We start from the raw sequence: 25,517 nt of genomic DNA on the forward strand, positions 1-25,517 counted from the left end.
TCGAAATTTAATGACCCGCCGATAGCGTCCGTCGAAGATCGAAGTCTTTTTTTGCGGGGATCACGCCTGGCCCCAGCGGAATTCGTCCGAACGCACTAGTTCGTTTCGATCGTACTTCTTTCGTACATGCGTCACCGCTCGATCCCTTGCGCGACAGGGATTGCCGGGTCCAAGTAACCGAATTCGCTGATCCAGAGGGGGTCGGGGGCATGTCTGCCTTCGTGTGGGCTCGTCCGGTTCGTCATCGCCACAAGGCCGTGGTGGTGCTGTTGTTCCTGGCTTTGGTGGCGATGATGGTCCCGAGTGCGGGCCCGCCCGCCTCGATGCGTGTGGCTGGGCAGGCGTCAGGTGCGGATGGCGCGGTGGCCGCTCCGGAGCATCCCGAGGGGACGGCGTTCGATCCGAATCAGATCAAGGACATCAAAGCCGCCGATCCGGGGGCCGGCGTGAACCTGATCGCGCCCCCGTCGGCGAACAGCTCCGGCGATGCGCGGATGTCCTACCCGCTGGAGGTGCCCAAGGGACGGGCGGGCCTGGAGCCGAAGCTGGCGGTGGCGTACAGCTCCGGAGGTGCGAACGGCTGGCTGGGTGTCGGGTGGGACGTCACCATGCCGGCGATCACGGTCGACACCCGCTGGGGAGTACCGCGGTATGACGCGGCTCTGGAGACCGAGACCTATCTCCTGAACGGTGAGCAGCTCACACCGGTCGCCCATCGGGGCGAGTTGCAGAAGAGGTCGGCGGAGAAGGTGTTCCACGCCCGCTTGGAGAGCCGGTTCGATCGGATCGTGCGCCACGGGGACAATCCAGCCGGTTACTGGTGGGAGGTCACCGACAAGGCGGGCACGCGCACGGTGTTCGGCGGGGCCGAGACCACCACGCTGACCGATGCCGCGGGACACGTGGCGATGTGGGCGGCACGCGAGGTCCGCGACACCAACGACAACGTGATGCGCTACCACTACGCCCGGGTGCAAGACGGCGGCACCGAGAAGTCGACGGTGCCGGGCAGTGCTCTGTATCCGCGGCGGATCACCTACACCGGCCACGGCGCGACCGAGGGCAAATACTCGGTGACGTTCCTGCGTGACCGGGACCGGGGTGAGCCGCGCCGCGGCGACGTACAGATCGACGCTCGTGGCGGGTTCAAGAAGGTGACCGCCGATCTGCTGCGGCGGGTCGAGGTCAAGCTGGACGACCAGCTGGTCCGTGCCTACGAGCTGAACTACCGAACCGGTGCCTACGCGAAGACCCTCCTCGCCTCGGTGTCGCAGTTCGGTGAGGACGACAAGCTGTTCAACACCCACTCGTTCGACTATTTCGACGAGGTGCGCGACCAGGCGGGCAACTACACCGGGTTCGCCGGCGCCGCGGGGTGGTCGGTCCCGGATGACGACCTGGGCGTGAACATCCGTGAAGGTGAGGCGAGTGCGATCTCGGCGAACACCTCCGTCGGGTTCGGCGCGCACTTGTTCGCCGGCTACAACGTGCAGGGACTGCCGGTCAAGCAGGGTGGCGTCGGGCTGAAGGTCGGGTTCAACGCCGGTCAGTCCGATGGCCTGTCGGCGCTGGTGGACGTGAACGGCGACAACCTGCCGGACAAGGTTTTCCGCAAGAACAACGAAGTGCACTACCGCCCCAATCTGAGCACCCCCGGAGGTGAACCGAAGTTCGGTGACACGCCGATCAGGTTGCGCGACCTCCCGGGGATCTCGACCGAGCGGACGTTGTCGGGCACGATCGGTGTCGAGGCATTCGTCCTCGCTATCGCCGCGCAGTTGGACTTCGTTGGGACCACGACCACATCGGACCGGTTCTTCAGCGACGTCAACGGTGACGGCATCACCGACCTGGTCAACAACGGCGGCGTGTTGTTCGGCTATCTGGACGCCAATGGGCAGCCCGCCTACAGCCCGGATTCCGCCCGCACCCCGGCGCCGGTCGGCGGCGGGGCGGTGACCGGCGAGATCGTCGGTGACCAGACAGCGCAGTTCAACCAGCAGGTCGACAACTCGCCGCTGCTGGACTCGGTGCGCCGCTGGGTCGCGCCGTTCGACGGCACCGTCCGCGTCGACGGCCGGGTGCAATTGACCGTGGACCCGTCGCCCGCGCGCGCCGCGTACACCAAAGCCGACGGTGTGCGGGTCACCATCCAGGCCAAGGACACCGAACTCTGGGCGCAGCGAATCGGCCCGGACGACCACACGGAGTTCACCCCGGCCAATGTGTCGGCGGTCGCGGTGAAGAAGGGCGACGCACTGTACTTCCGCACACAGTCCATTCTGGACGGAAAGTACGACACGGTGGCGTGGGATCCGACGATCACCTACACCGACCTGGCGGCCGGTACGGACGTGAACGGGATGGCGAATACCGTGTTCCGCGCGTCGGCGGACTTCACGCTCGGCGGCCGCTCGTCGCAGGTGATGGTGCCGGTGACCGGCAAGCTCCGGCTGACCGGCGACGTGGTCAAGAGCAAGGTGACCTCGGACGACGTGGCCGTGGTGATCACGAAGGGCAACGGGGTACACGCGCCGGCGGAGGTGTTTCGCAAGGTCCTGCCTGCCGGGTCGACCGGGACCACCACGATCGACATGAGCCTCCCGGTGAGCCAGTTCGAGAAGATGTCATGGCATATCAAGACCGACTCCTCGATCGACGTTTCCGCGGTGTCCTGGGTACCGAAAGCGCACTACACGGAGGCGCCGGGGGTGGAGTCGCTTGTCGACGACAAGGGGCAGCCGAGCCTGGTGATCAGCCCGCCGTTCGACGTGGACATGTATCCCGCGGATACCCTCAAGGCGCCGCAGCAGACCTACAAGGTGACCAAGACCGGCAAGCTGCGGGTCCGGCCGGGTGTGAAGCTCAACTTCGGCTTTCCCGGAGCGACCAAGATCGCGTTCACCGTCAAGAAGCGCGGCGGCCAGCTGCTGGGGAAGCGGGTCGTCGACATCGTCAACGGGCAGTACGGCTCGCCCGGCCAGGACCTGGACGTGGTCGTCCCGGTCACCGAGGGCGACGAGCTGTATTTCGACCACTCCACAACGGATCCCTACCTGTTCGGCTTGATCGCCGAACAGTCCGCGAAGGTCACCTATGACCTCTCTTCCCCGTGGCCGACGTTCAGCCCGGCGCCGAGCGCCGCACACGGCTCCGCTCAGCAGGGTGCGTTCCCGCAGCCTTACCGCGGCTGGGGCGTGATCGGGTACCAGGCCAACCGCGATCGCGCCACCCAGCCCATCAAGCAGGCCGAACTCGCGATCGACCAGAGCTTCAAGGACGCCCTTCCCCGGGAACCCAAGGAAGCCGACATCGCGGGTTTCGCCGCGAACCCCCGGATCACCATGCCCCGGCTGGCGATCTTCGCTCCGAACCCGGCCAAAGGCGGTTGGGCCGCGCAGGACGAGTCGTCCTGGTTCACCTCCACCATGGCGACCAGTTCCCGGCTCGGCGCGGACACCATCGACGTGGTCACCGATGCCGATGTCGCCGGTGACCGCACCGTGATGCGTCGTGGCGTGACGGGTCAGGTGTCCGGCACGCTGTCCGCCGGCCCGTTCGGGGGCACGGTCGTCGGTGGGATCACCGCGGGTTCCGTCGACTACGTCGACCTCAACGGTGACCGCTTTCCCGATGTCGTCGGCGCCAAGGAGATCCAGTTCACCGACATGAACGGCGGGCTCGGTGCTCGACGTGGCACGCTCGGTGGCAACGTCCGCGAGTCAGACAACGTGTCCGGCAACGTGTCCTACTCCGCCGGCAGTGAGGCCGCGACACTGGCCAGTGCGCAGGGCCTGGCCGCTCCGGAGGCAGGCAGCAGCAACAACACCGCCACCTCCGGCCCGGTCCAACCGGCCCTCGGGATCGGTGGCAGCCTCGGCGGCGGCGAGTCCGACACCCGCGTCGACCTCGTCGACATCAACGGCGACGGTCTGCCGGACAAGGTCTTCGCCAACGGCGACGCCCAGCTCAACCTCGGCTACACCTTCGCCGCCAGGGAAGCCTGGTCAGCGGGACCGATCAACGACGCCTCCACCCGCAACCTCGGCGTCAACCTCGGTTTCAACGTCGACAACTACGGCTTCGCCGGGGGACTGTCCGCCGAACTGGGCACTTCTTTCACCAACGCGAGCATGCTCGACGTCAACGGCGACGGTCTCACCGACCGCGTCTTCACCGATGGCGCCAATCCGATCAAGGTGGCCATCAACACCGGCACCGGATTCACCGCGCCCACTCCGTTCCGCGGCGGTTTCACCGACATCGCCGTCGACAAGAACGCGACCCTCGGTGCGGGTGCCTACTTCACGTTCCCAATCCCCACCCCGGTCGGCACATTCGTGTTCAACCCCGGCGTCAACGCCTCCACGAGCATCAGCCGTGCCGAGATCGGCCTGCGTGACATCAACGGCGACGGCCTGGCCGACCATGTCAAATCCACCCGGGACAACGAGCTGCTGGTCGCGGTGAACAAAACCGGCCGTACGAACCTGCTCCGCACGGTGACGCGGCCGTTGGGTGGGAAGATCGATCTGGACTACACCCGTACCGGTAACACGCAGGCGACGCCGGAGTCCCGCTGGGTGCTGTCCCGCACCAGCGTGTCCGACGGTCACCGCGGTGACGGAGCCGATACCCAGCTCACCACCTATCGCTACGAACAAGGGAAGTACGACCGGCTCGAACGCGAGTTCCACGGCTTCGGCAAGGTCGTCACCGAACAGCGTGACCCTGGCGCTGCCGAGGCGCTCTATCGCTCGACCACTGACGAATACCGCACCGACGGTCCGTACACCCGCGGGTTGCTCGCTCGCACCCGCAGCACCGACGGTGCGGGACGGCCGTTCACCGAAACCGTCAACACCTATCAGCTACGCGACTCCGCACCGGGCAGCGTGTTCGCAGCTCTGTCCCGGGTGGACAAACGCTTTTACGAAGGTGCCGAGAAACCTGGCAAGTCCACCTACACCGAAATGTCGTACGACGACTTCGGCAACTTGATCCGCTCGTTCGATGCCGCCGACGAAGGCGTCGCCGAAGACATGGAGACCACCTACGGCTACACCGCGTCCGACCCGGCTTGCCGGGCGCGCAACCTGGTCGGCACCGCGAATCTGCTCGAACAGCGCGGCGGCGCCGGCCTGTCGCGGCACAGTGAATCCACAGTGGACTGCGTGACGGGTGCGGTACGGCAGGTCCGCGCGTACCTCACCGACACCACCTCGGCCGACACCGATCTGGAGTACTACCCGGACGGGAACCTCAAAGCGGTCACCAAACCGGCAGGCGAGTCCGGTCAGCGGTACCGCCTGGAGTACGGCTACGACACGCTCGTCGGCGTCCACGTCGAGTCTATTGTGGACAGCTTCGGGCTGCGGTCGGGCGCGACGCACAACTTCAAGTACGGGCAACCGGACCGCACCACCGACCAGAACGGCCAACAGGTGCTGCGCGCCTACGACAGCGTGGGCCGGTTGGACACCGTCACCGGACCGTACGAGATCGGGTCGGGCAAGGTCACGATCGACTTCGAATATCACCCCGAAGCCACCGTTCCGTACGCCACCACGCGTCACCTCGACCGTGATGCCACGGGTGTCCGTGAGGACACCATCGACACCGTCACCTTCACCGACGGTCTCAAACGCGTTTTGCAGACCAAGAAGGACGCGTCGGTCGCGAACAACCCCGGTGACACCCCCGACCAGGTCATGACCGTCTCCGGCCGCACCAAGGTCGATTTCGCCGGCCGCGTGGTGGAGCAGTATCGCCCCGTGACCGAGCCCAAGGGTGGGGGCAACACCACGTTCAATGCCGCCTTCGACACCGTGGCGCCTACCCGATCCTCGTTCGACGTGCTGGACCGGCCGGTCAAGACGGTCGCACCGGACGAGGTCACGACCGCCATGGCCTATGGATTCGGACCCGACCGTGCCGGTGTCACCCGGTTCGAAACCATCGCGACGGACGGCAACGGCAAACAGAAGCGCAGCTACGCCGATCTGCGCGAGAAGACCACCGCGGTCAAGGAGTTCAACCCGGCCGGTGGACAACCGGTGATCTGGACCAGCTACGGCTATGACGCGCTCGGGCGGATCACGACCGTGGTGGACGACAAGAACAACACCACCCGCTCCGAGTACGACGCCCTCGGCCGCCGGACGGTGCTCGACAGCCCCGATGCTGGCCGCACCGAGACTCGCTTCGACCTGGCGGGCAACCCGATGGCGAAGATCACCGCCGGCGGCAAGCAGATCGAGTACGACTACGACCACAGCCGCCTCACCGCGGTTCGTTACCCGACCTTCCCGGCCAACAACGTCTCCTACACCTATGGCGCATCCGGCGCGCCGGACAACGGCGCCGGGAGGATCACCGAGATCCGCGATGCGGCCGGGACCCTCACTCGTGGTTATGGCCCGTTGGGCGAGACCACCCGGGAGACCCGCACCATCAAGATCACCGGGCAGGCGGACCGCAGCTACACCACCGGATGGCGCTTCGACGCCTTCAACCGTGTGCTGGAGATGACCTATCCGGACGGCGAGCTGCTCCGCTACGACTACGACACCGGCGGCCAGGTCACCCGCGCCAACGGAACCAAGAACGGAACCGACTACGTCTACCTTGGTCGCCTCGACTATGACAAGTTCGGCCAGAAGGTGCTGCAGCAGGCCGGTAACGGGGTGCGCACCACCTACACCTACGACCAGGCAGACCGCAGGCTCGCCACTCTGAAGTCGAAGACGCCGGGTGCCACCGAGTTCCAGAACCTCGGCTACACCTACGACAACGTCGGCAACATCACGAAGCTGATCAACAGCACGGCACAGAATCCGACGATCGGCGGTCCGAGCAGCCAGACCTTCGGCTACGACGACCTGTACCAGCTCACCTCCGCCAGCGGCCAGTACACGACCAAGAGCAACCAGCAGGACAAGTACGCCCTGGCGCTGAGCTACGACTCCATCCACAACACCACAGGCAAGACCCAGCACCACGAGATCACCGGCACCACCACTCAGGCGGCGTCGCTGAACCGCGGGCTGAGTCCTGTGTCGCCGGTCGGTGGCGGCGGAGGAAGCCCGGCGTCGCTGGGTCCGCTGTCCACCGGACCGATCGAGGCTGCTGGAAGCTACGACTACAAGTACGACTACGGGAGCGGAAAACCCCACGCCCCGAGCAAGGTCGGTCCGATCACTCAGGCCTACGATGCGAGCGGAAACCTCACCGACACGGTGAACACCGCCTCGGACGGCAAACGACGCCAGTACGTTTGGGACGAGGAGAACCGGCTCGCCTGCAACCAGGACACCACCACGGCGACAGTCCCTCAAACCCCGGAAGGCTGCCAGGACGCCACAGTCGGCTACACCTACGACGCGGCCGGTGAACGCGTCATCAAACAGGGCGACGGCCTGTCGCTTTACCCCAACCGTGGTTACAGCGAACGTAACGGGATCGGCTTCAAGCACATCTTCATCGGCGACAGCCGCCTCACCACCAAGACCGTCGCGGCCGGCGACCCCGAAAACACCCAGTCCTACTTCCACACCGACCACCTCGGCTCCTCCGGGTACGTCACCGACAGGCAAGGCAACGTCACCGAACACCTCGAGTACATGCCGTTCGGCGAAACCTGGGTGGAGGAACAGGCAGGCCAGAGCGATACGCCGTACAAGTTCACCGGCAAGGAGCTCGACGAAGAGACCGGCCTCTACTACCACGGTGCTCGCTACTACAACCCGAGAACGCAACTCTGGGCGAGCGCGGATCCGGCCCTGCCTGAGTACCTGGACTCCAACGTCGCGGGTGGCATCACCAACCCCCGCAACCTCGCCACCCACACCTACGTGCACAACAACCCGGTCATCCTGACTGACCCCACCGGGAAGAGTCCTTCCGAGCGCACCCCGGGAGTCGGGCCACTCGACGACACTGAAATGACCAGAATTAATCATCAGTTCAGGGACGAATTTCCACTACTCAACGGGCCGCCGAAAACGACATACTACAAAATCCCGGTTACCGTTGCGGAAAAGGCGTTGATCGAGGGGTTGTCCAACGAAAAGAAGGGCAGATATGTTGAGATCTACTTTGAGGCCATAAACACGACAAAGGCACTTTTCGGAGAATCGTATGACTATGGAAACGGTGAAGATGCTACGCAGGACGGAGCCATCGGAAACGCGTTTCAGCATGCGTACTGGAGTGCCCTGCTGACGGTATACTTCGGTGAGGCGGATGCGAAGAAGTTCACCGACGCTCACGAGATGGAGGAGGGAAACGCCGACAATCGGGGGTTGATGGACTTGCACAACAACTGGATAGGCCGGACCATCGGCAAGGGATTCAGTCACGAGCAGTTCGTCAAAATAGCCCCCGGCGGCAGAGGAGTCTATACGGATTACTCGGCTCTCAGCGGCGCGGTCAGGGCCGCGGTCGAAATGGGACGAACGATCATGATGGTCGACCCGGAAAATGGAAACAGTCCACTCGTATGGACGGGGACAAAGGCTTAGTCATCGACTTCTGCCAGGTTGGTGCGCCCATCAACGGGGTGCACCAACCTGGTCCTTTGGCTTACTCGGGCATCGGCAGCCGGAGCGTCTGAGGTGCAGCTGCCCGACGGCGCCGGCGTCCTACGTGCCCGTCCCGGTCAGCCCCGCAACCTATGCCGACATCGGCCGACGCCCTCGGCGATACGTTCGCGGCCACCACTGGTCGGTTGTCCGATCCCGCCAGGTCATCCGCGCCACCATTCCCCGTCAAGGCGATCCCGTGGGCGATCGTGATACCTGACGGTGCCTTGACGCCCATGATGCAGCGGGAATCACCGACTGGTTCACGATCGGCGCCATAGATGGCTCCGCGGGCGGCACGGAGGCACCGGCTGACGAAAACACCCACGAAACCGGCGACGGCGCGGACCTGCTCGTCGAGGTCACCTATCTCCTCCGAGCGTTGATGTACCGGTCTCACACGACGCGACTCGCCGAGCTCGCTGTAGCCGGGTCTCGGTCCGAGGTGGAGTCCGCTCGGGCGGGCCACGGAGATGGCCGTCCGCCTGAACAACTGAACCGTCGCGTCGAGCCCACGTGACAGGCGTACCGAGCACGCATATGCCACTTCGGCTATATTGCTGTCATGGCATCTACCTTCGCCGTGCTGGCGGATCCGAGTCGCCGGGAGATCCTCGACCTGCTGCGTGAACGCGAGCAGCCGGTCGGCGACCTCGTCGACCGGCTGACGCTGACCCAGCCGACCGTGTCTAAGCACCTCAAGGTGCTGCGCGAGGCCGGCCTGGTCGAGGTGCGTACGGACGCCCAGCGCCGCTGGTACCGCGTCAACCCGGGCCCGCTGGCGGAGGTCGAGGCCTGGCTCGCGCCCTACCGCGCGATGTGGGAGAAGAGCCTGGAAGCGCTCGAACGCCGGCTCGACGAGATCGAAGGGGACTGACCCGTGGACGCGGAACTGCAGATGATCGAGGGCAAGCCAGTGCTGCGCTTCGAGCGCCGGTTGCGGCACTCACCGGAGAAGGTGTGGCGGGTGGTCACCGAACCGGCCGAGATGAAGCACTGGTTCCCGGCCGAGGTCACGATCGACGGCCGCACCCTGCGCTTCACCTTTCCGGACGCCGCCCCGATCGACGCCGACGGCGGCGAGGGCGAACTGCTCGAGTCCGACCCGCCGAAGGTCTTCGCCTTCCGCTGGGCGAACGACGTGCTGCGCTTCGAGATTCTCCCGCAGGCGGACGGCTGCCTGCTGGTGTTCACCGCCGTGGTCTCGTCGAAGCTCTCCGCCGGCCGCGACGTCCCCGGCTGGATCACCTGCCTGGACGCCCTGGTCGCCCACGCCGACGGCACCGAGTTCAAGCCACCCACCGAATGGCTCTCGCGCATCGAGCACTACATCGCGAAGTTCGGCCTCGACGAGGGCACCGACGACCCCGATGGCATCCACTTCGCCCGCGACCTCGTCTGGACCCCGCTCGACGACGTCTGGACCCTCCTCACCGAAGGCATCACCGGCACCGTTCCCACCCGCGCCGCCCACCCCGGCATCACCCCTGGCAGGCTCACCCGCTCCGAAGCACCCCACCTGCTGGAGTACGAGTGGCTCCAGGACGGCATTCCACAGGGCGTCGTGCGCTGGGAGTTCCAACACGAACACCTGCAGGGCACCACCGTGACCCTTTTCCAAGAAAACGCACACGGTCCCGAATCCCTCGCCGCCTGGCACGTGCACATGGAACTCTTCTTCGCCGCCACCCAGGGCGACATCCGCTGCCCCTGGCCCGCCGCCCGCGAGGAGGAGCTCGCCAAGCGCTACGCCGAGCAGTGATCCACTGTCCAATATGGACATCTCGCGCGGACTGTGCACTCGGTGGGCCTTCGGCTGAAACCGTCCGGCGGTGGTCAGTCGCCCTTGGCCAGCCGGTCGTTGACCCGGCGGGCGAGATCGCCGGTGAAGCCCGCGGCCGGCATGGTGTGGCCGAGAGCGGTGACGATCGTGTCGAGATGGGTGTCCACGGTGCCTTCGATCAACGTGGTGAGTGTCGCGGTGGTGGATCGGGCCCGGCTCCACCCCACTGCGATGGTGCCGATTCCGGCCAGCACTGCGGGATACCAATAGATCCCGAGGCCGAGGTACAGCACGCCCCAGCCGACGAGCCTGGTGGCCGACCTGAACTGGGATTCGGCCGCCTGCACTGGAGTGCGGACCGTTTCCGGGACCAGTAACCACAAGCGCGGCCACACCAAACCCAGATCGAGTCCGTGGTACTGCCCGGCGATCCGGGCGTTCAGCAGCCGGAACCGCTCGCCGATCCAGGCCGGATGCCGTGGCCGGTAGGCGGCTACCGGGTCCACCCCCGCCCTGGCCGCCGCTCGATCGAAGAGCCTGCCGCGTACGGCAACCAACCCCCGTGCGAGCCAGGCAGCAGGCCCGCGCCACGGTCTGGTCCAGACCGCCTCGGCCAGGCTGCCGACCGCCTGCGCGGCCATGGCCGTCGCCGTGGCGCCGGCCAGCACGAAGACCGCCGTCGCCGCGACCGGCACGCGCGGCGCCTCCCGCACGATCCAGCCGGTCACCGAGACAAGGTCGAACGCGGAACGGTGGCCCAGCCGGACCGCGCACACCGCCGCGGCGACGAACAGCGCCCCCGGCAGCACGAGGGTCGCGACCCATCGCTCGGCGAGTTTGCCGCTCAGAGACGATAAGAAGGGGTTCACGGCGTCGCGCCCGTCGGCAGCATCGGCTCGTTGTCGAACAAGGCGCAGACGGGCGGGTGCCCGTTGTCGTCCCGATGGTCGTGGCGCATGCACAACCCGCGCGGGCAGCCGTACTCGCCGCGTCCGGTCCGCGGCAGGCGAGGGCTCCGCGTGCTGGGATACACGGGCATGCAGTCGGGAGTGCCCGCGTTCCTGGTCGGCTCCGCCGCCGACTCGGCATCGAGCAGGTCGAACTGCCGGCACGCGTCCAACGCCGAACCACCCGCGCGCACGCGGGAGGCGGCGCGTTCCAGCCGGTCGGTCCACCGGCCGGCGATGGCGGCCTGGCGCAGATCCGGCATGGCGGTGCACCACAGAACGAGCGCTTGTCCCTCGTCGAACGCCGCCACTTCGCCCCTCCCTTGTGCCATCCTGAATCGTCTACCGCACCGTAGTGGGTGGCGAGGGGGAGGAGTCGGCATTTCGCTCTTGGAACGTATCCGACGTTGCCTGGAAACAAACGAATCCGACGAGGTCACCACACCCGAGGCCGTGGCGGACGCCGCTCGCTTGGTCGTGCCCGCCATCGGAAGCAGCTTGCCTCCCGAGATGCTTCGAGAACTCGGAATGCTGCACTGGCTGCGGCATTGCGCCCTGCCGCCGGGCGGTATCGGGCCTGACATCCAGATCTGTACGGAACTGTTCGCCCCGCTTGCCGAATCCTTCCCCGGTGTGGTGCCACCACCGGTGCTCGGCTGGCTGCAGGAAAACCGCTATCCGGGATTGACGCCCGCGGAACTCGGACCGTTCTACGCGTCGGTGATCACCGACGCCGCTTTGACGGCCGCGGATCCCGGCTTGACAGACCTGGGGATAGCCGCGTGTCGAGCCGCCGTCGACGCCGGCGGTGAGGCCGACCGTCCGGCGCATCTGTTCAACCTGATGACGCTGCTGAACCAGCGCTTCGAATGGACGGCCGCCGAGGCGGATCTGGACGATGCGGTAGCGGCGGGCCGGGCGGCTCTCGAGTCGGCCGAGCACCCGATCGCTTCGGCGGTCCGGTTTCCCCTCGGGCTCGCTCTGCTCACCCGGTTCGGCATCCGAGGGCGGGAACGGGACCTCACCGACAGCACGGTGCTCCTGCGCGATGTGGCGTCGTCTCTGCCGTCCGGTGACCCGGACCGCGTGGCCTGTCTGTCGCAGCTCGCCTTGGCATTGGAGACCCATTGCAATATCGGCGGTCCGCTCGCCGTGGTCGAGGAGTACGTCGAGGTGACCCGGGAGGTCCTCGCAAGCTGCGCTTCGGACGACCCGGCATTCGGTGAAGCACTTCTGTTGCGAGGCAGTGCCCTGCGGGTCAGGTTCGTCCGTACGGGCGATGCCACCGACATCGCGGAAAGTGTCCGGTACCTGCGGGAGGCGCTGGGGAAGCTCCCCGAGGGCTCCGAGTCGCATGTCCCCGCGTTGCTCAATCTCGCAAGCTCGCTCCAGACCCGGTTCTCGTACGCTTCGGCGTTCACCACACCTGATGGTCCCGACAAGGCCGATCTGGCCGAAGCCATCACCCTGGCCAGGAAGGCCGACGCGGCCGTCGGAGAAGGCCACCCGCTGAGGTGGGCGGTCGAGGCCACGCTGACGACCGTGCTCCGAGCCGATGACGCGGGCCATGCCGAGGTGACACGGGCGGCAAGAGCGGCCCTGGCGGCTCTGCCCGCGGCCAGCCCGCTTCGGGGGACCGCGCTGCTGTCCCTCGGTGAGGCACTTCGCCGCCAGTACCGGGCCTCCGGTGATCAGGAGGTCCTCCGGGAAGCCGTGGACGTCCTTCGTGAGGCGAAGACGGCCGGCGCGGGCGGCCCCCTCGGCCGGGCGCCGATGCTCACGGCCCTGTCGATGGTGCTGTACGAGGCGGTCAAGCTGGCGGACACCGACGGCGAGATCGATGACGGTGAGCTCGACGAGGCCATCGAGACAACGAGAGCGGCCGCGCAGGGCATCCCCGATGACACGGTGATTCGCGGCCAGCAGCTCTGGCAGCTGGCGGAACTGCTGCGGTGGCGCTTCCTGCGCACAGGCCAGGCCGCGAATCTCGACGAACGGATCGAGACGCTGCGGGCGACGGTGCCGCTGGCCCCCGACGCCTCCGCGTCGATGCAGTGTTTGTCCGCGCTCGCGGACGCACTCAGCCTCCGGTACAGCCGGAATCCGGACCTCGCCGACCTCGACGAGTCCGTCGCCGCGTTGTGCCGGGTCGTCGAGACCCTGCCCGCGGACGACCCCCGACTGCCCGACCTGCAGGCGGACGCCGCGTTGGCGCATCTGCAACGCTTCGACGCCAGGGGCGAGCCTGCCGACGGCGAGACTGCGACCCGGCTGATCCGCTCGGCGCTCGCCGCTACCGGGTCGGGCGACTCGAGTCGCTATCGAATACTCGGCGTTCTTGCCGCGATCCTCAGCTCGACAGCCACCTCCGAGCGCGACCCCGAGAAGCTGACCGAAGCCATAGAAGCCTGCCACGCGGCAACACCACCCGGCGCGGTTCCGAAGGTGTCGGTCACCCTCACCCTGGGCAACGCGCTCCTAGCCCGCTACGAGAACACCGGTGCCGAAGCGGACCTGGAGGCGGCGGCCACGACCTTGCGGTCCGCTTTGGCGCACGCGACCGGGATGAACCGGCTCATGCTCGTGAACAACCTCGTCCAGGTGCTTCGCATCCGCTTTTTCCGCCACGGCGACAAAAGCGCACTGACCGAGGCGATCGACAGGGGGAAGGCGGCAGTACGGGAAAACCCTGATGCGTTGCTGCTGGCGGGTAATGTCGCGGCCGCACAGACCGACCGGTACGAATGGGCCCGCGAGTCCGCCGATCTCACCGAGGCCGTCGACGCACTGCGGTCGGTGCTCGGCCGGGCCCGGCCGGATAGTCCGGATCTGCCGACGCTCCGGTTCTATCTCGGCTATGCCCTCCGGGCTCGTTTTCAGGCCACGGCCTCGATCGTGGATCTGGACGAGGCGATCGCGGTGTTGCGGCCGAGCCTCGCGTCGGCCGGATCGCGCGACCAGAAGGTTCAAGCCGGCATGATGCTCGGAATCGCGCTGTCGCTTCGCGGGCAGTGGTCGAACGACCAGGTCGCGCTCGCCGAGGCGAGCGAATTGCTGCGGGTCGCGGCTGACGGGCTGCCCGTGGCGAGCCCCGGCCGGAACACGGCCGGGATCTTCTTGGCGAGCACGCTGCGCCTGCGGTTTCTCAACTCCGGAGAAGAGACTCTGCTCGCCGAAGCGATCGAGATCGGCAGGGAGATCGTCCCGCGCACCCAGGACGAGGAGACCAACCGGGCGTACGCACTGATCACGCTGGGCACCTTGCTGGCCCTGCGGTTCGAGCGGACCGGCGACGTCGGGGTGGTGACCGAGTCGATCGAGGTGCTGCGCCGCGGGGTGGCCGCCGCGGGCTCGAACAACGCGATAACGGCGAACGCGTTGTCCGAGCTGGCGCACGCATTGCGTGGCCGGTACAGCATCCTGGCGGAGTCCGCCGATCTGGACGAGGCCATCGAGGCCGCGGAGCGCGCCACGACCCTGCCGGGCACGACACCGGCCGAACGGAGTGCCCAGTTCGCCGCACTGGCCGTCGGCCTGCTGACCAGATCGCTGGCCACCGGCGATCTCGACGACCTCGACGCAGCCGTCGACCTGGGGCGCGAGGCCGCCCGCGCGCCCAACTGGCACGTCGCTTCGGCGGTCAACCTGATGACGCTGGGACTGGCACTGTGGTCCCGCTTCGATCGGACCGGAACGGTTTCCGACCTCAACGCCGCCATCGACGCGTTGTTCGAGGCGGCGGAGGATGCCCATCCCGGGCACATCATGCGGCCCGTCATGCTGACCAACCTGTCCAACGCGCTACGGACGCGGGCCGGTCTGCTCGGCTCGGCCGCCGACCTCGACGCCGCCGTGGACGCCGGGCGGTCGGCCGTCGCGTCCGCGCCGGCGGACCATCCGGCGGTGTCGATGTGCCTGATGAACCTCGGGACCGCGCTGCACATCCGGTACCTGGAAAAGCAGGACACCGCGGACCTCGACGCCGCGGTCGCGGCCTTGACCGAGGCGGTGGACCGCAGCACGCCTCAGAGCCCGAACCGGAGAGAGATCCTGCTGAACCTGGCGGGACTGCTGCGTACCCGCCGTGACCGGCGTCCGAGCCGGGACGCATTGGACCGGGCCGTCGCACTCGTCCGGGAGGCGATCGCGATCACCGGCGGCGCGCACTCGATGTACCCGCTGTGCGTCCTCAGCCTCTCGACCGTGCTGCACACCCGGTACGACCGCGGTGGGGACGATGCGGACGCGGTCGAATCGATCGAGTCGGCCAGACGGGCGATAGACAGCATGACCGCCGGTGACCCGCGAGTCGCGGTGGCCTGGGTGACGCTGGGAAGGCTGCACGAGCACAGGCGCGTCGAAGGCCGGCGTGACGTCGATGCCGCGGTCGCCGCCTACCGAAGGGCGGTCGAATCTCCCGGTGCCGCACCGACGTATCGGGCGGCCGCGGCCAGGTTGTGGGCCGAGTCGGCCGTGCGGCACCGCGATTGGGCCTCCGCTACGGAGGCCTTCGGCGTCGCTGTCGCGCTGCTGCCCCATGTGGCCTGGCACGGCATCGAACGCGACGCGCGCGAGCGCAGGCTGACGGTGTGGGAAGGCCTGGCCAGGGCGGCCGCCGCCGCGGCGCTGGAGGCCGGTGACCCCGGCCGTGCTGTGGAACTGCTCGAGCAGGGCCGCTCCGTGTTGTGGTCTCAGGCACTGCAGACCAAGGACGACCTGTCGATGCTGCGGGAACGTGACCTCGCGTTGCACGATCGCCTGCGCGCCGTGGCGACGAAGCTGGCGGCCACGACCGCGCCCGACATTCAGGAGGCCTCCGCCACCACCGATCCGTGGAGCGACCCGAGCCAGCGTATGCAGTCCGACCGGATCAAGCTGGCCGAGGACTGGGACCGGTTACTTGCCGAAGCACGCGCCTTGCCCGGACTGGAATACCTACTGCGGATCCCGCCGCTGGCCACCCTCCGCGAGGGCCTGCCCGACGGTCCCGTCGTCCTGCTCAACGTCGACGAAGCCCGATGTGACGCCTTGATCGTGCACCGGGACCGCGACGTCGACCACGTCCCGCTGCCTGATCTGTCGTACGTGGAGGCCGGACGACGGGGAGAGGAGTACCTGCGGGCGTTGAAGCTGCTGGAAAACCCCGGCGGACCCGGCGACCTCGCCACGACCGGCGCCAAGCAAACGGTGCACGCGACCCTGGAATGGTTGTGGGACACCGTCGTCGATCCGGTGCTGACCCGATTGGGCTACACCGGGCACGATGAGCCCTTCCCACGACTGTGGTGGTGCCCGACCGGATCACTGACCCTGCTCCCGCTGCACGCCGCCGGTTACCACGACCCGGCCGACACTCCCGCCGGACGCACGGTGATCGACCGCGCGGTGTCGTCCTACACACCGACGCTGCGCGCGCTGGCGAAGGCGAACACCGCGAGCGCCATCAAGCCCGCCGACCGACGAATCCTCGTGGTCAGCATGCCGGAGACCCCGCCGGTGCCCGGTAACCCGGACATGTCCCCTCTGCCCGGCGCCCGGGCGGAAGCCGAGTTCATTTCTCGTGTGCCCTCCCTCAACGGCACGTTGCGGGTCGCCGAGACCGCCACCCACGCCGCGACAACCGCCGACCTGCGCACCCACGCCTACGCACATTTCGCCTGCCACGGCGGGCAAAACCTGCAACAACCGTCGACCGGCAGCCTCTACCTGTGGGACAGACCACTGACCGTGCTCGAGGTCGCCGAACTGGATCTCGAGCACGCCGAACTGGCCTACCTGTCGGCCTGCAGTACGGCGATCGGTGGCACGAATCTGCCCGACGAGGCCATCCACCTCGCCGCGGCACTCCAGCTCGCGGGTTACCGGCAGGTGATCGCGACCCTGTGGACCATCACCGACCGGACCGCGGCGGAGGTGACCGAAAGGATGTACACCGGACTGCTCGGACCTTCGGGTCTGCGTCTCGACGACACCGCGCTCCTGCTCCACCGCACCGTGCGCGCCTTGCGCGACTCGGCCCCTCGCAACCCGGCCATCTGGGCCCCGTATGTCCACTTCGGACCGTGACCGAACTGGTTCTGACCAGCACGAAACGCCTACGCGGCAGAGGGGGCGTTCAAAGCTCGCACGTGAGCCTGAACGCCCCCTCGTGAGCTGGCCGGTCAGGACTGCCGGGGCTGCTCGCGCCACCAGCGCTGACCGGCTTCGGGCAGCGTGGAGATCGGGTCGTAGTACGGGTACCGGCGCTGCAAGGCCTCCGGGTCCTCGTGCTCGATCCCGGTCCGGTAGTTCTTGGTCCAGTACGAGATCCCGAGCTCGCGGTCGTACTCGGCGAGCTGGTGCACCCAGCGCTTCCCGACATAAGGCACGTCGCAGACGATCCGCGGCGTCGCGTAGCCGGGCAGGTAGCCCATGATCGCGTGCTGCAGTTCCTGTGCCTCGTGCACGGAGACCCGCCAGTGCTCGGCGTTCGGGATCATGTCGCACATGTAGAAGTAGTACGGCAGGATGTTCGCCTCGCCCTGCAGCGCGAAACACAGGTCCAGCAGGTCGGCCGGGGTCGCGTTGACGCCCTTCATCAGCACACCCTGGTTGCGCACGTCGCGGACGCCGACGTCGAGCGCGGTCCTGGCGGCCTCGGCGACCAGCGGGGTCACCGACTGGGCGTGGTTGACGTGGGTGTGGATCGCGAGGTTGACGCCGCGGCGTTGCGCGGTGCCGGCGACGCGTTCGAGGCCTTCGACGACCTTCGGCTGGATCCAGTGCTGCGGCAGGGCGGCGAGCGCCTTGGTCGCGAGCCGGATGTCGCGGACGGTGTCGATGTCCATCAGCCGCATGAGGAACGACTCCAGCTGCGGCCACGGCACGTTGGCGACGTCACCGCCGGAGACCACGACGTCCCGCACGCCCGGGGTCTTCTTCAGGTACTCGATCATCGCGTCCTGGCGGTCGACCGGTTTGAGCGAGAGCTTGTGCTTCTCGATCTGCTCGGTGGAGTTGCCGACCAGGTCCATCCGGGTGCAGTGCCCGCAGTACTGGGGGCAGGTGGAGATCATCTCGGCGAGGACCTTGGTGGGGTAGCGGTGCGTCAGCCCCTCCACCACCCACATCTCGGCCTCGTGCAGGGAGTCCCGTTCGGAATGCGGGTGGCTCGGCCACTCGGTGTCGCGGTCGCTGCGCACCGGCAGCATGTAGCGGCGGATCGGGTCGGCGTACCAGGCTTCGGTCACCTTCGCCGGGTCGGTGCCCGCGTTGGGCGCCATCGTGTTGATCATCTGCGGGGGCAGCAGCATCGACATCGTGGCCATCTCGCGCTGGTCGGCGAGCATGTCCTCGTAGAAGCGCTCCTCGAGCAGGTCGCCCATCAGGGCGCGCAGTTGCTTGGCGTTGCGGATGCAGTGCACTCGCTGCCACTGCGCGTCACGCCACTCTGCCTCGGTCACGTCGTGCCAGCCGGGGAAGCGGCGCCAGTCGGGTTCGATCAGCTCGACCCGGGTGTAGTCGTAGGGCTGATCGTAGGCGGCCACCGGCGAGGTCGGTTCCTGGATCGCAGTCACTTGTACTCCTCGTCGTCGGAAACGCGTGAAAATATCCTGTCACATCGTTCGGACGACGTAAATATTCCTGTCATGCGTGGTGTGTCGAAATCTCGCCGACCCGCTGGTCGCGCGGTCGCGCGCACGCTGCAAACTCGGGAGCGTGACGAACGCGCGAACCACGCTCCTGCTCGGCGGGCGTATCTACAGCCCCTCGGCCCCCGACGCCACCGCGATGGCGATCACCGACGGCACCGTCGTCTGGGTGGGGCAGGACGGCCCGGCCAGGGCCCTGCATCCCGACGCCGAACTGGTCGACCTCGACGGAGCCTTCGTCGCCCCCGCGTTCGTCGACGCGCACGTCCACGCCACCGCGACCGGCCTTCACCTCACCGGGCTGAACCTCGCGAACGTCCGCGGCGCCGGCGAGCTGCTCTCCGCGGTCCGTGATGCCGTCCGTCCCGGCCAGGTGCTCGTCGCGCACGGGTGGGACGAATCCCGCTGGACCGACGGCAGGCTGCCCAGCCGCGCGGAGATCGACGAAGCCTCGAACGGGGCGCCGGTGTACCTGAGCCGGGTCGACGTCCACTCGGCGCTCGTCTCCAGCGCACTCGTCGCGCTCGCCTCCGGTGTGCACGAGGCGCCGGGCTGGTCGGCCGACGGCCCGCTGACCCGCGACGCCCACCATCTCGTGCGTGCGGCGATGCGCGAGGCGATCACGCCGCAGCAGCGCCGCGACGCCCAGCGCGCCTTCCTCGCCGAAGCCGCAGCACGGGGTGTCGTGAGCGTCCACGAATGCGCGGGCCCGGACATCTCCGGCGCCGAAGACCTCACCGACCTGCTCGCGCTCGCCTCCGAACCGGGACTGCCGGAGGTCGTCGGCTACTGGGGCGAACGCGGCGGCATCGACACCGCCCGCGCGCTCGGCGCCAGGGGAGTCGCGGGCGACCTGTTCGTCGACGGCGCGCTCGGCTCCCGCACCGCCGCCCTGCACGAGCCGTACGCCGACGCCCACGGCACCTCCGGGACGCTCTACCTCGACGCCCCCGCCATCGCCGAACACATCAGCGCCTGCACCGAGGCCGAGCTCCAGGCCGGTTTCCACGTCATCGGCGACGCCGCCGTCGCCGAGGTCGTCGAAGGTTTCCGGCTCGCGGAGAAGACCGTCGGACGCCGAGCGCTGGCCGCCCGCCACCACCGGCTCGAACACGTCGAGATGATCGACGTCGACCAGGCGAAGGCGCTGGCCGGCTGGGGTGTGGTCGCGTCGGTCCAGCCGCAGTTCGACGCGGAATGGGGCGGCCCGCACGGCATGTACACCGACCGCCTCGGCGCGGACCGGGCCCCGAAGCTCAACCCCTTCGCCGCCATGGCCGCCGAGGGCCTTCTGCTCGCCTTCGGCTCCGACGCCCCGGTCACGCCGGTCGACCCGTGGGCCACCGTCCGCGCCGGGACCTATCACCGCACGCCGGGATCGGGCTTGTCCGCCCGCGCGTCCTTCACCGCCCACACCCGTGCGGGACACCGCGCCGCCGGGGTCAACGACGGTGTCACCGGCAGCCTGGTCCCGGGCGCTCCCGCGCACTACGCGGTCTGGGACGCCGAAGACCTCGTCGTCGCGACACCGGACTCGCGTGTGCAGCGCTGGTCGACCGACCCACGTGCGGGTGTGCCCCCGCTACCGAACCTCGCGGAGGGGGCGACGCTGCCCCGTTGTCTGCGTACGGTCCGTGGCGGGCAGGTCATCCACGATCTGTTCACCCGCACGGCCTAGGGTTCAGGAGTGTCCACGACCGTGACCGACCCGGACCCCGAAGCGGCGCCCCGGAAGCGCTTCTCCCGCGCCTGGCTCGTGCGTTTCCTCGTCGCCGCGGCGTCGGGATTCGCGCTGTACCTCAGTTTCGCTCCGCGTCCGCTGTGGTGGCTCGCGCCGCTGGCGTTCACCGGCTTCGCCCTGGTGGTGCACGGACGGAGGTTCCGGGGCGCGTTCGGTTACGGGTTCGTGTTCGGGATGGGGTTCTTCCTCCCGCTGCTGACGTGGCTGCTGGACTTCCTCGGTCCAGGCTTCGGGCCGTGGCCGTGGCTCGGGCTGGCGATGGCGCTGTCGGTGTACCTGGGTTTCGGCGGAGCTTTCGCCACCGTGGTGTGGAGGCTGCCGCTCGGACCGCTGTGGGCGGCGCTGGTGATCATCGCGCTGGAGACACCGCGCACCTGGTTCCCCTTCGGCGGCTTCCCGTGGGGTCGCGTCGCGTTCAGCCAGCCTGAGGGTGTCTTCGTCTCACTGGCCTCGATCGGCGGCGCTCCGCTGGTCGGTCTCGCCGTCGTGGCGACCGGTTTCGGCCTCGCGGCGCTGTGCCTGAGGCTGAAGGGCGCCGACTCACGGCGCTCCCTGGTTGCCGCGTCGGCGCTGACGTTGGTGCCCGTGGTGGCGGGGCTCGCGGTGTGGCCGACGATCGGCATCGAAGCCCAGGATGGCGAGCTCACCGTCGCCACCGTGCAGGGCAACGCCCCGGACATCGGCCTGGCGCTGGAAGGCCGTCGCGACGAACTCCGGAACAACCACCTCGCCGAGAGTGCCCGCCTGCTGGACAAGCTCAAGGCGAGCAACACCAAGGTCGATCTGCTCGTCTGGCCCGAGACCGCGATGGCCATGCGCACCGGCGATCCCGGCGTCGATCAGATGGTCCGCGACTACGGCACGCAGGCGATCATCGGCGCCCTGGTCCGGCTGCCCGACGGGAGCGCGCAGAACTCGGCGCTCGTCTGGGATCCGGTCACCGGGCCCGGTCAGCGCTACGCCAAGCAGCAGCTCGTCCCGTTCGGTGAGTACGTCCCGGCCCGTGAGCTCGCGAAGCTGGTGACCCCGTTCGTCGACAGCGTGGCGAACATGACACCGGGTGACGGCGCCAACGCCGCCCTGTCGGTCGCGGGCACCAAGGTCGGCGTCTTCATCTGCTACGAGACCGCGTTCGACTACCCGGCGCGGGAGTCGGTGGCCAACGGTGCGGAACTGCTCGTCGTGCCGACCAACAACGCCTGGTACGGGCCTGGGGAGATGAGCTATCAGCAGCTGGCGATGTCGCGGCTGCGGGCGGTCGAGCATGGGCGCGCGGTGATCGTTTCCGCCACCAGTGGCGTGAGCGCGATCGTCGCGCCGGATGGTTCGATCACGGCCTCTACCAGCTTGTTCACCGCAGATTCCCTGGTGGGGCGCGTACCGCTCAGGCAGCAGACTACGCTGTCGGATCTACTCGGTGTAACGACGGAGTACGGGCTGCTCGCCCTGGCGATCGCCGGGGTTACCGGCGGGTACGTGCTGCGTTTCCGCACCCGGCGCGCGAGCGCCGCCAAGGCAACGAGGGAAGCGGCGGGCTGACCCGCCGGAACACGGAGGAAAAGCGGATGGCGCAGGCGCCACGGGGGGCCCAGGGAATCGACCCGGTGCTGGTGGTGGTCCCGACGTACAACGAGCGGGAGAACATCGGCCCGATCCTGGAGCGCCTGCTCGAAGCACTCCCGGAGGTCAACGCCCTCGTCGTGGACGACGGCAGCCCGGACGGGACCGGTGACGTCGCCGACGAGCTCGCGAAGGCCGACGAGCGGATCCACGTCATGCACCGGACCGAGAAGGCCGGCTTGGGCGCCGCGTACGTCGCGGGTTTCCGCTGGGGTCTCGCCCGTGACTACGCCACCATCGTCGAGATGGACGCCGACGGCTCGCACGCGCCGGAGGATCTGCCGCGGGTGCTGGCCGCGCTCGAGGACGCCGATCTGTCCATCGGCTCCCGGTACGTTCCCGGTGGCAGCACGGTGAACTGGCCGTTCCAGCGCAAGGCGCTGTCCTGGATGGCGAACTTCTACGCGAGGGTCGCGCTCGGCACGAAGATCAAGGACATCACCGCGGGTTTCCGCGCGTACCGCCGCACGGTGCTGGAGAAGCTCCCGCTCGACGAGATCGCCTCGCGCGGCTACTGCTTCCAGATCGACCTGGCGTTCCGCACGGCGCTCGCCGGGTTCGAGGTGGTCGAGGTGCCGATCACCTTCACCGAACGCGAGGTCGGCCAGTCGAAGATGAGCGGTTCGGTCGTGCGCGAGGCGATCGTCTTGGTCGGGCTGTGGGGGCTCAAGCGTCGCTGGCAGCAGCTTCGCGGGCTGGCCAAGAAGGGCTGACCCCCAGCACGCTCACGCCGAGCTTCCCCAGCTCTTTCACCGTCGGCTCGTCCGGGGCAGCGTCGGTGATCACGCCGGCGACGTCGGACAGGGGGAGCACGGTGAACGGCGAGGCCGCGCCGATCTTCTCCGAACTGGCCAGCACGTAGGTGTCGGCGGCCCGTTTGGCGAGGGTGCGTTTCATCGCGGCCTCGTCGGAGTCGCCGGTGGTGAGCCCGGTCTCGGGATGCACGCCGGTGACGCCGAGGAAGAACAGGTCGGCGTTGATGCCCTCGGCCGCCTCGGCCGCGGCCGCCCCGCAGGTGACGGCGGAGTGCTTGAAGAGCCGTCCGCCGATGAGGAACACCTCGACCTTCGGATGCGTCACGAGCGCGGCCGCGACCGTGGGGCTGTGGGTGACGATGGTCGCTTCGAGGTCGACGGGGAGCGCCTTCGCCAGCGCGAGCGCGGTCGTGCCGCCGTCGAGGATGACCGTCGATCCCAGCCGGATCAACGCTGCTGCACGTTTCGCGATCCTTTCCTTGCCCGCGACGCTGACCGCCATGCGCGTCGCGTAGTCCGCGGTGGCAGGGGAAACCGGCAGGGCTCCGCCGTAGACCCGCTGACAGAGCCCGGCGTCCGCGAGTTCTCGCAGGTCACGACGGATACTGTCCTCCGAGATGCCGAGCTCGGCGGCGAGGTCCTTGGCCACGATGCGGCCTTCGGTCTTCAGTCGTTCCAGCAGCAGGTCACGTCGTTGCGCAGCCAACATGTGCACGTTCCTCCTTGTTCCTGCCGATTGTTGCACACTATGCTCCGCCGCATGAGTAAACCTTTGATGATCCTCATCGCCGGACCGTTCCGCTCGGGCACGGGCGACGACCCCGAACTCCTCGCCCGCAATCTCGCCCGGCTCGAAGAGGTGGCCTGGCCGATCTTCCGCAGCGGGCACGTGCCGATGATCGGCGAGTGGGTCGCGCTTCCGGTGCTGCGCGGCGCCGGCGGGAAGACCGTCGCCGACCCGATCGCGAAGGAGATCATGTATCCGACGGCCGATCGCTTGCTGCACCACTGCGACGCCGTTCTGCGGCTGCCGGGCGATTCCGCCGGGGCCGATCAGGACGTCGCCATCGCGCTCTCCCGCGGGCTCGCGGTCTATCACCGTGTCGAGGACATCCCGGGCTATCAAGCCGCATAATGCGTAACTCGACCGAGCGTGACGTTTCTGGGGGAAGGTGAGCCGTGACCGGTCAGGTCTGCGGGATGTGCGAAAGCCCGTTGCCGGCGAAGGCGGGTTCCCGCGGACGCGCGGCCCTCTACTGTTCGGCCGCGTGCCGCCAGCGGGCCTACCGGTCACGGCGCGACCCCACCCCCGACGTGGACGCCCTCATCGCCGAGGTCGGCCGCGTCGCCAACCGGCTGGCGCCCCGCCCGGCGGAAGCCCTCCTCACCGATCTCACGTCGCTCACCGCGGACGTGGGCAGGCTGCGGCGCATCGCTCAATTGGCGCTGCGGACCGAAGAAGAAAACGTCACACCGGCGCCCGTGACGGAAACCGTGGACGAGGTCGACTTCGCCGGGAGGATCGAGCAGCACCAACGAGAACTGCGCGTGCACTGCTACCGCATGGTCGGGTCCTACGACGACGCGGAAGACCTGGTCCAGGAAACCTTCCTCCGGGCCTGGCGCGGCCGCGGGGGCTTCGAAGGCCGGTCGAGTTTCCGCGCCTGGCTCTACCGGATCGCCACCAATACCTGCCTGGACTTTTTGCGGCGTAACAAGAGGGTCCCGCGTCCGTACGACCCACTTCCCGACGTCGAACAGGGCGAACCGCCCCAGTTCATGCCCTGGTTGCAACCGTTCCCGGACGACTCCGCGGAGATCGCCGAGACCAGGGAGACGATGGAACTCGTCTTCCTGGCCGCGATCCAGCACCTCCCGCCGAAGCAACGGGCCGTGGTGATCCTCAACGACGTCCTCGGCTGGAAGGCCGCGGAGACCGCCGACCTGCTGGAAACCAGCGTCGCGTCGGTCACCAGCGCCCTCCAGCGCGCACGCCCCACGCTGCGCGAACGGCTTCCGGACCGCCGCGCCGACTGGGCGCGGACCGCCCAGGTGACCGAGGAGGAGCAAGCGATCCTGCGGCGCTACATGGCCGCCGCCACCGGCAACGGCGACAGCCGCGTGATGGCCGAGCTGCTGCGAGAAGACGTGCTGGTCACGATGCCGCCGAACCCGCTGTGGTTCTCCGGCCGCGACGTCTTCCTCGACTTCGTCGCCCAGTCCCTCGACCCCGCGTCACCGACCTACTTCGGCGCATGGAAACACCTTCCGACCAGCGCGAACCGACTCCCCGCAGCGGCGGGCTACGTCCGGCGGCCGGGCACCCGGGTCTACCGCGCGCAGGTGCTCGACGTCCTTCGGATCGAGGACGGGAAAGTCGTGGAGATCACCGCCTTCGAACCACATCTGTTCCCCGCGTTCGGCTTGCCGCTGACCCTCACCTGAGGACCGATGAGAT

General features: G+C 68.1%; 13 protein-coding genes. 9 read left to right on the forward strand and 4 right to left on the reverse strand.

The features are described from left to right. Positions 1–209: 209 nt before the first annotated feature. From H4W30_RS19950 to H4W30_RS19960, 3 genes are all read left to right on the forward strand, one after another. Positions 210–8,522, forward strand: a complete 8,313-nt coding sequence (locus tag H4W30_RS19950; protein WP_225949781.1) for a SpvB/TcaC N-terminal domain-containing protein — start codon at positions 210–212, stop codon at positions 8,520–8,522. 625 nt (positions 8,523–9,147) lie between these two features. Further along, positions 9,148–9,459, forward strand: a complete 312-nt coding sequence (locus tag H4W30_RS19955) for an ArsR/SmtB family transcription factor (protein WP_192744257.1) — start codon at positions 9,148–9,150, stop codon at positions 9,457–9,459. A gap of 3 nt (positions 9,460–9,462) precedes the next feature. Next, positions 9,463–10,344 carry an SRPBCC domain-containing protein gene (locus tag H4W30_RS19960; protein WP_318780629.1) on the forward strand — a complete coding sequence of 294 codons (882 nt, stop codon included), beginning with the start codon at positions 9,463–9,465 and terminating at the stop codon, positions 10,342–10,344. A gap of 74 nt (positions 10,345–10,418) precedes the next feature. On the opposite strand, the gene H4W30_RS19965 is transcribed toward H4W30_RS19960, so the two are convergent. Both H4W30_RS19965 and H4W30_RS19970 read right to left on the reverse strand, forming a co-directional pair. After that, positions 10,419–11,234, reverse strand: a complete 816-nt coding sequence (locus tag H4W30_RS19965) for a hypothetical protein (RefSeq protein ID WP_192744258.1) — start codon at positions 11,232–11,234, stop codon at positions 10,419–10,421. Beyond that, on the reverse strand, positions 11,231–11,623 hold the full coding sequence (locus H4W30_RS19970; RefSeq protein WP_192744259.1) for a hypothetical protein: 393 nt from the start codon (positions 11,621–11,623) through the stop codon (positions 11,231–11,233). Before H4W30_RS19970 ends, H4W30_RS19965 begins: the two co-directional genes overlap by 4 nt. A 199-nt stretch (positions 11,624–11,822) precedes the next feature. On the opposite strand from H4W30_RS19970, the gene H4W30_RS19975 reads away from it, so the two are divergent. After that, complete coding sequence (locus H4W30_RS19975; protein WP_192744260.1) at positions 11,823–17,378, forward strand: CHAT domain-containing protein; 5,556 nt, start codon at positions 11,823–11,825, stop codon at positions 17,376–17,378. Between the two features lie 95 nt (positions 17,379–17,473). Here the strand turns inward: H4W30_RS19975 and H4W30_RS19980 are convergent, their stop codons facing one another. Then, complete coding sequence (locus tag H4W30_RS19980; RefSeq protein ID WP_192744261.1) at positions 17,474–18,868, reverse strand: KamA family radical SAM protein; 1,395 nt, start codon at positions 18,866–18,868, stop codon at positions 17,474–17,476. Positions 18,869–19,010: 142 nt separating this feature from the next. Here H4W30_RS19980 and H4W30_RS19985 point away from each other — a divergent pair, with 142 nt between their 5' ends. The 3 genes from H4W30_RS19985 to H4W30_RS19995 are packed head-to-tail and all read left to right on the forward strand — an operon-like array spanning position 19,011 to position 23,017. Next, on the forward strand, positions 19,011–20,621 hold the full coding sequence (locus H4W30_RS19985) for an amidohydrolase (RefSeq protein WP_192744262.1): 1,611 nt from the start codon (positions 19,011–19,013) through the stop codon (positions 20,619–20,621). A 9-nt stretch (positions 20,622–20,630) separates the two neighbouring features. Beyond that, positions 20,631–22,223 carry an apolipoprotein N-acyltransferase gene (lnt, locus tag H4W30_RS19990; RefSeq protein ID WP_192744263.1) on the forward strand — a complete coding sequence of 531 codons (1,593 nt, stop codon included), beginning with the start codon at positions 20,631–20,633 and terminating at the stop codon, positions 22,221–22,223. A 26-nt stretch (positions 22,224–22,249) separates the two neighbouring features. Next, entirely contained in the window at positions 22,250–23,017 is a 768-nt protein-coding gene (locus tag H4W30_RS19995) for a polyprenol monophosphomannose synthase (RefSeq protein WP_126733016.1), read from the forward strand. Here the strand turns inward: H4W30_RS19995 and H4W30_RS20000 are convergent. Further along, complete coding sequence (locus H4W30_RS20000) at positions 22,971–23,768, reverse strand: DeoR/GlpR family DNA-binding transcription regulator (RefSeq protein ID WP_126733147.1); 798 nt, start codon at positions 23,766–23,768, stop codon at positions 22,971–22,973. The two genes, H4W30_RS19995 and H4W30_RS20000, sit on opposite strands and share 47 nt — an antisense overlap. Positions 23,769–23,819: 51 nt before the next feature. Between H4W30_RS20000 and H4W30_RS20005 the strand changes: the two genes are divergently transcribed. Then, complete coding sequence (locus H4W30_RS20005; RefSeq protein WP_225949782.1) at positions 23,820–24,194, forward strand: DUF4406 domain-containing protein; 375 nt, start codon at positions 23,820–23,822, stop codon at positions 24,192–24,194. Between the two features lie 44 nt (positions 24,195–24,238). Beyond that, positions 24,239–25,504, forward strand: a complete 1,266-nt coding sequence (locus H4W30_RS20010) for an RNA polymerase subunit sigma-70 (RefSeq protein ID WP_192744264.1) — start codon at positions 24,239–24,241, stop codon at positions 25,502–25,504. Positions 25,505–25,517: the final 13 nt, after the last annotated feature.

Origin of the sequence: Amycolatopsis roodepoortensis, from assembly GCF_014873915.1 — a bacterium.
GTDB classification, from domain to species: domain Bacteria; phylum Actinomycetota; class Actinomycetes; order Mycobacteriales; family Pseudonocardiaceae; genus Amycolatopsis; species Amycolatopsis roodepoortensis.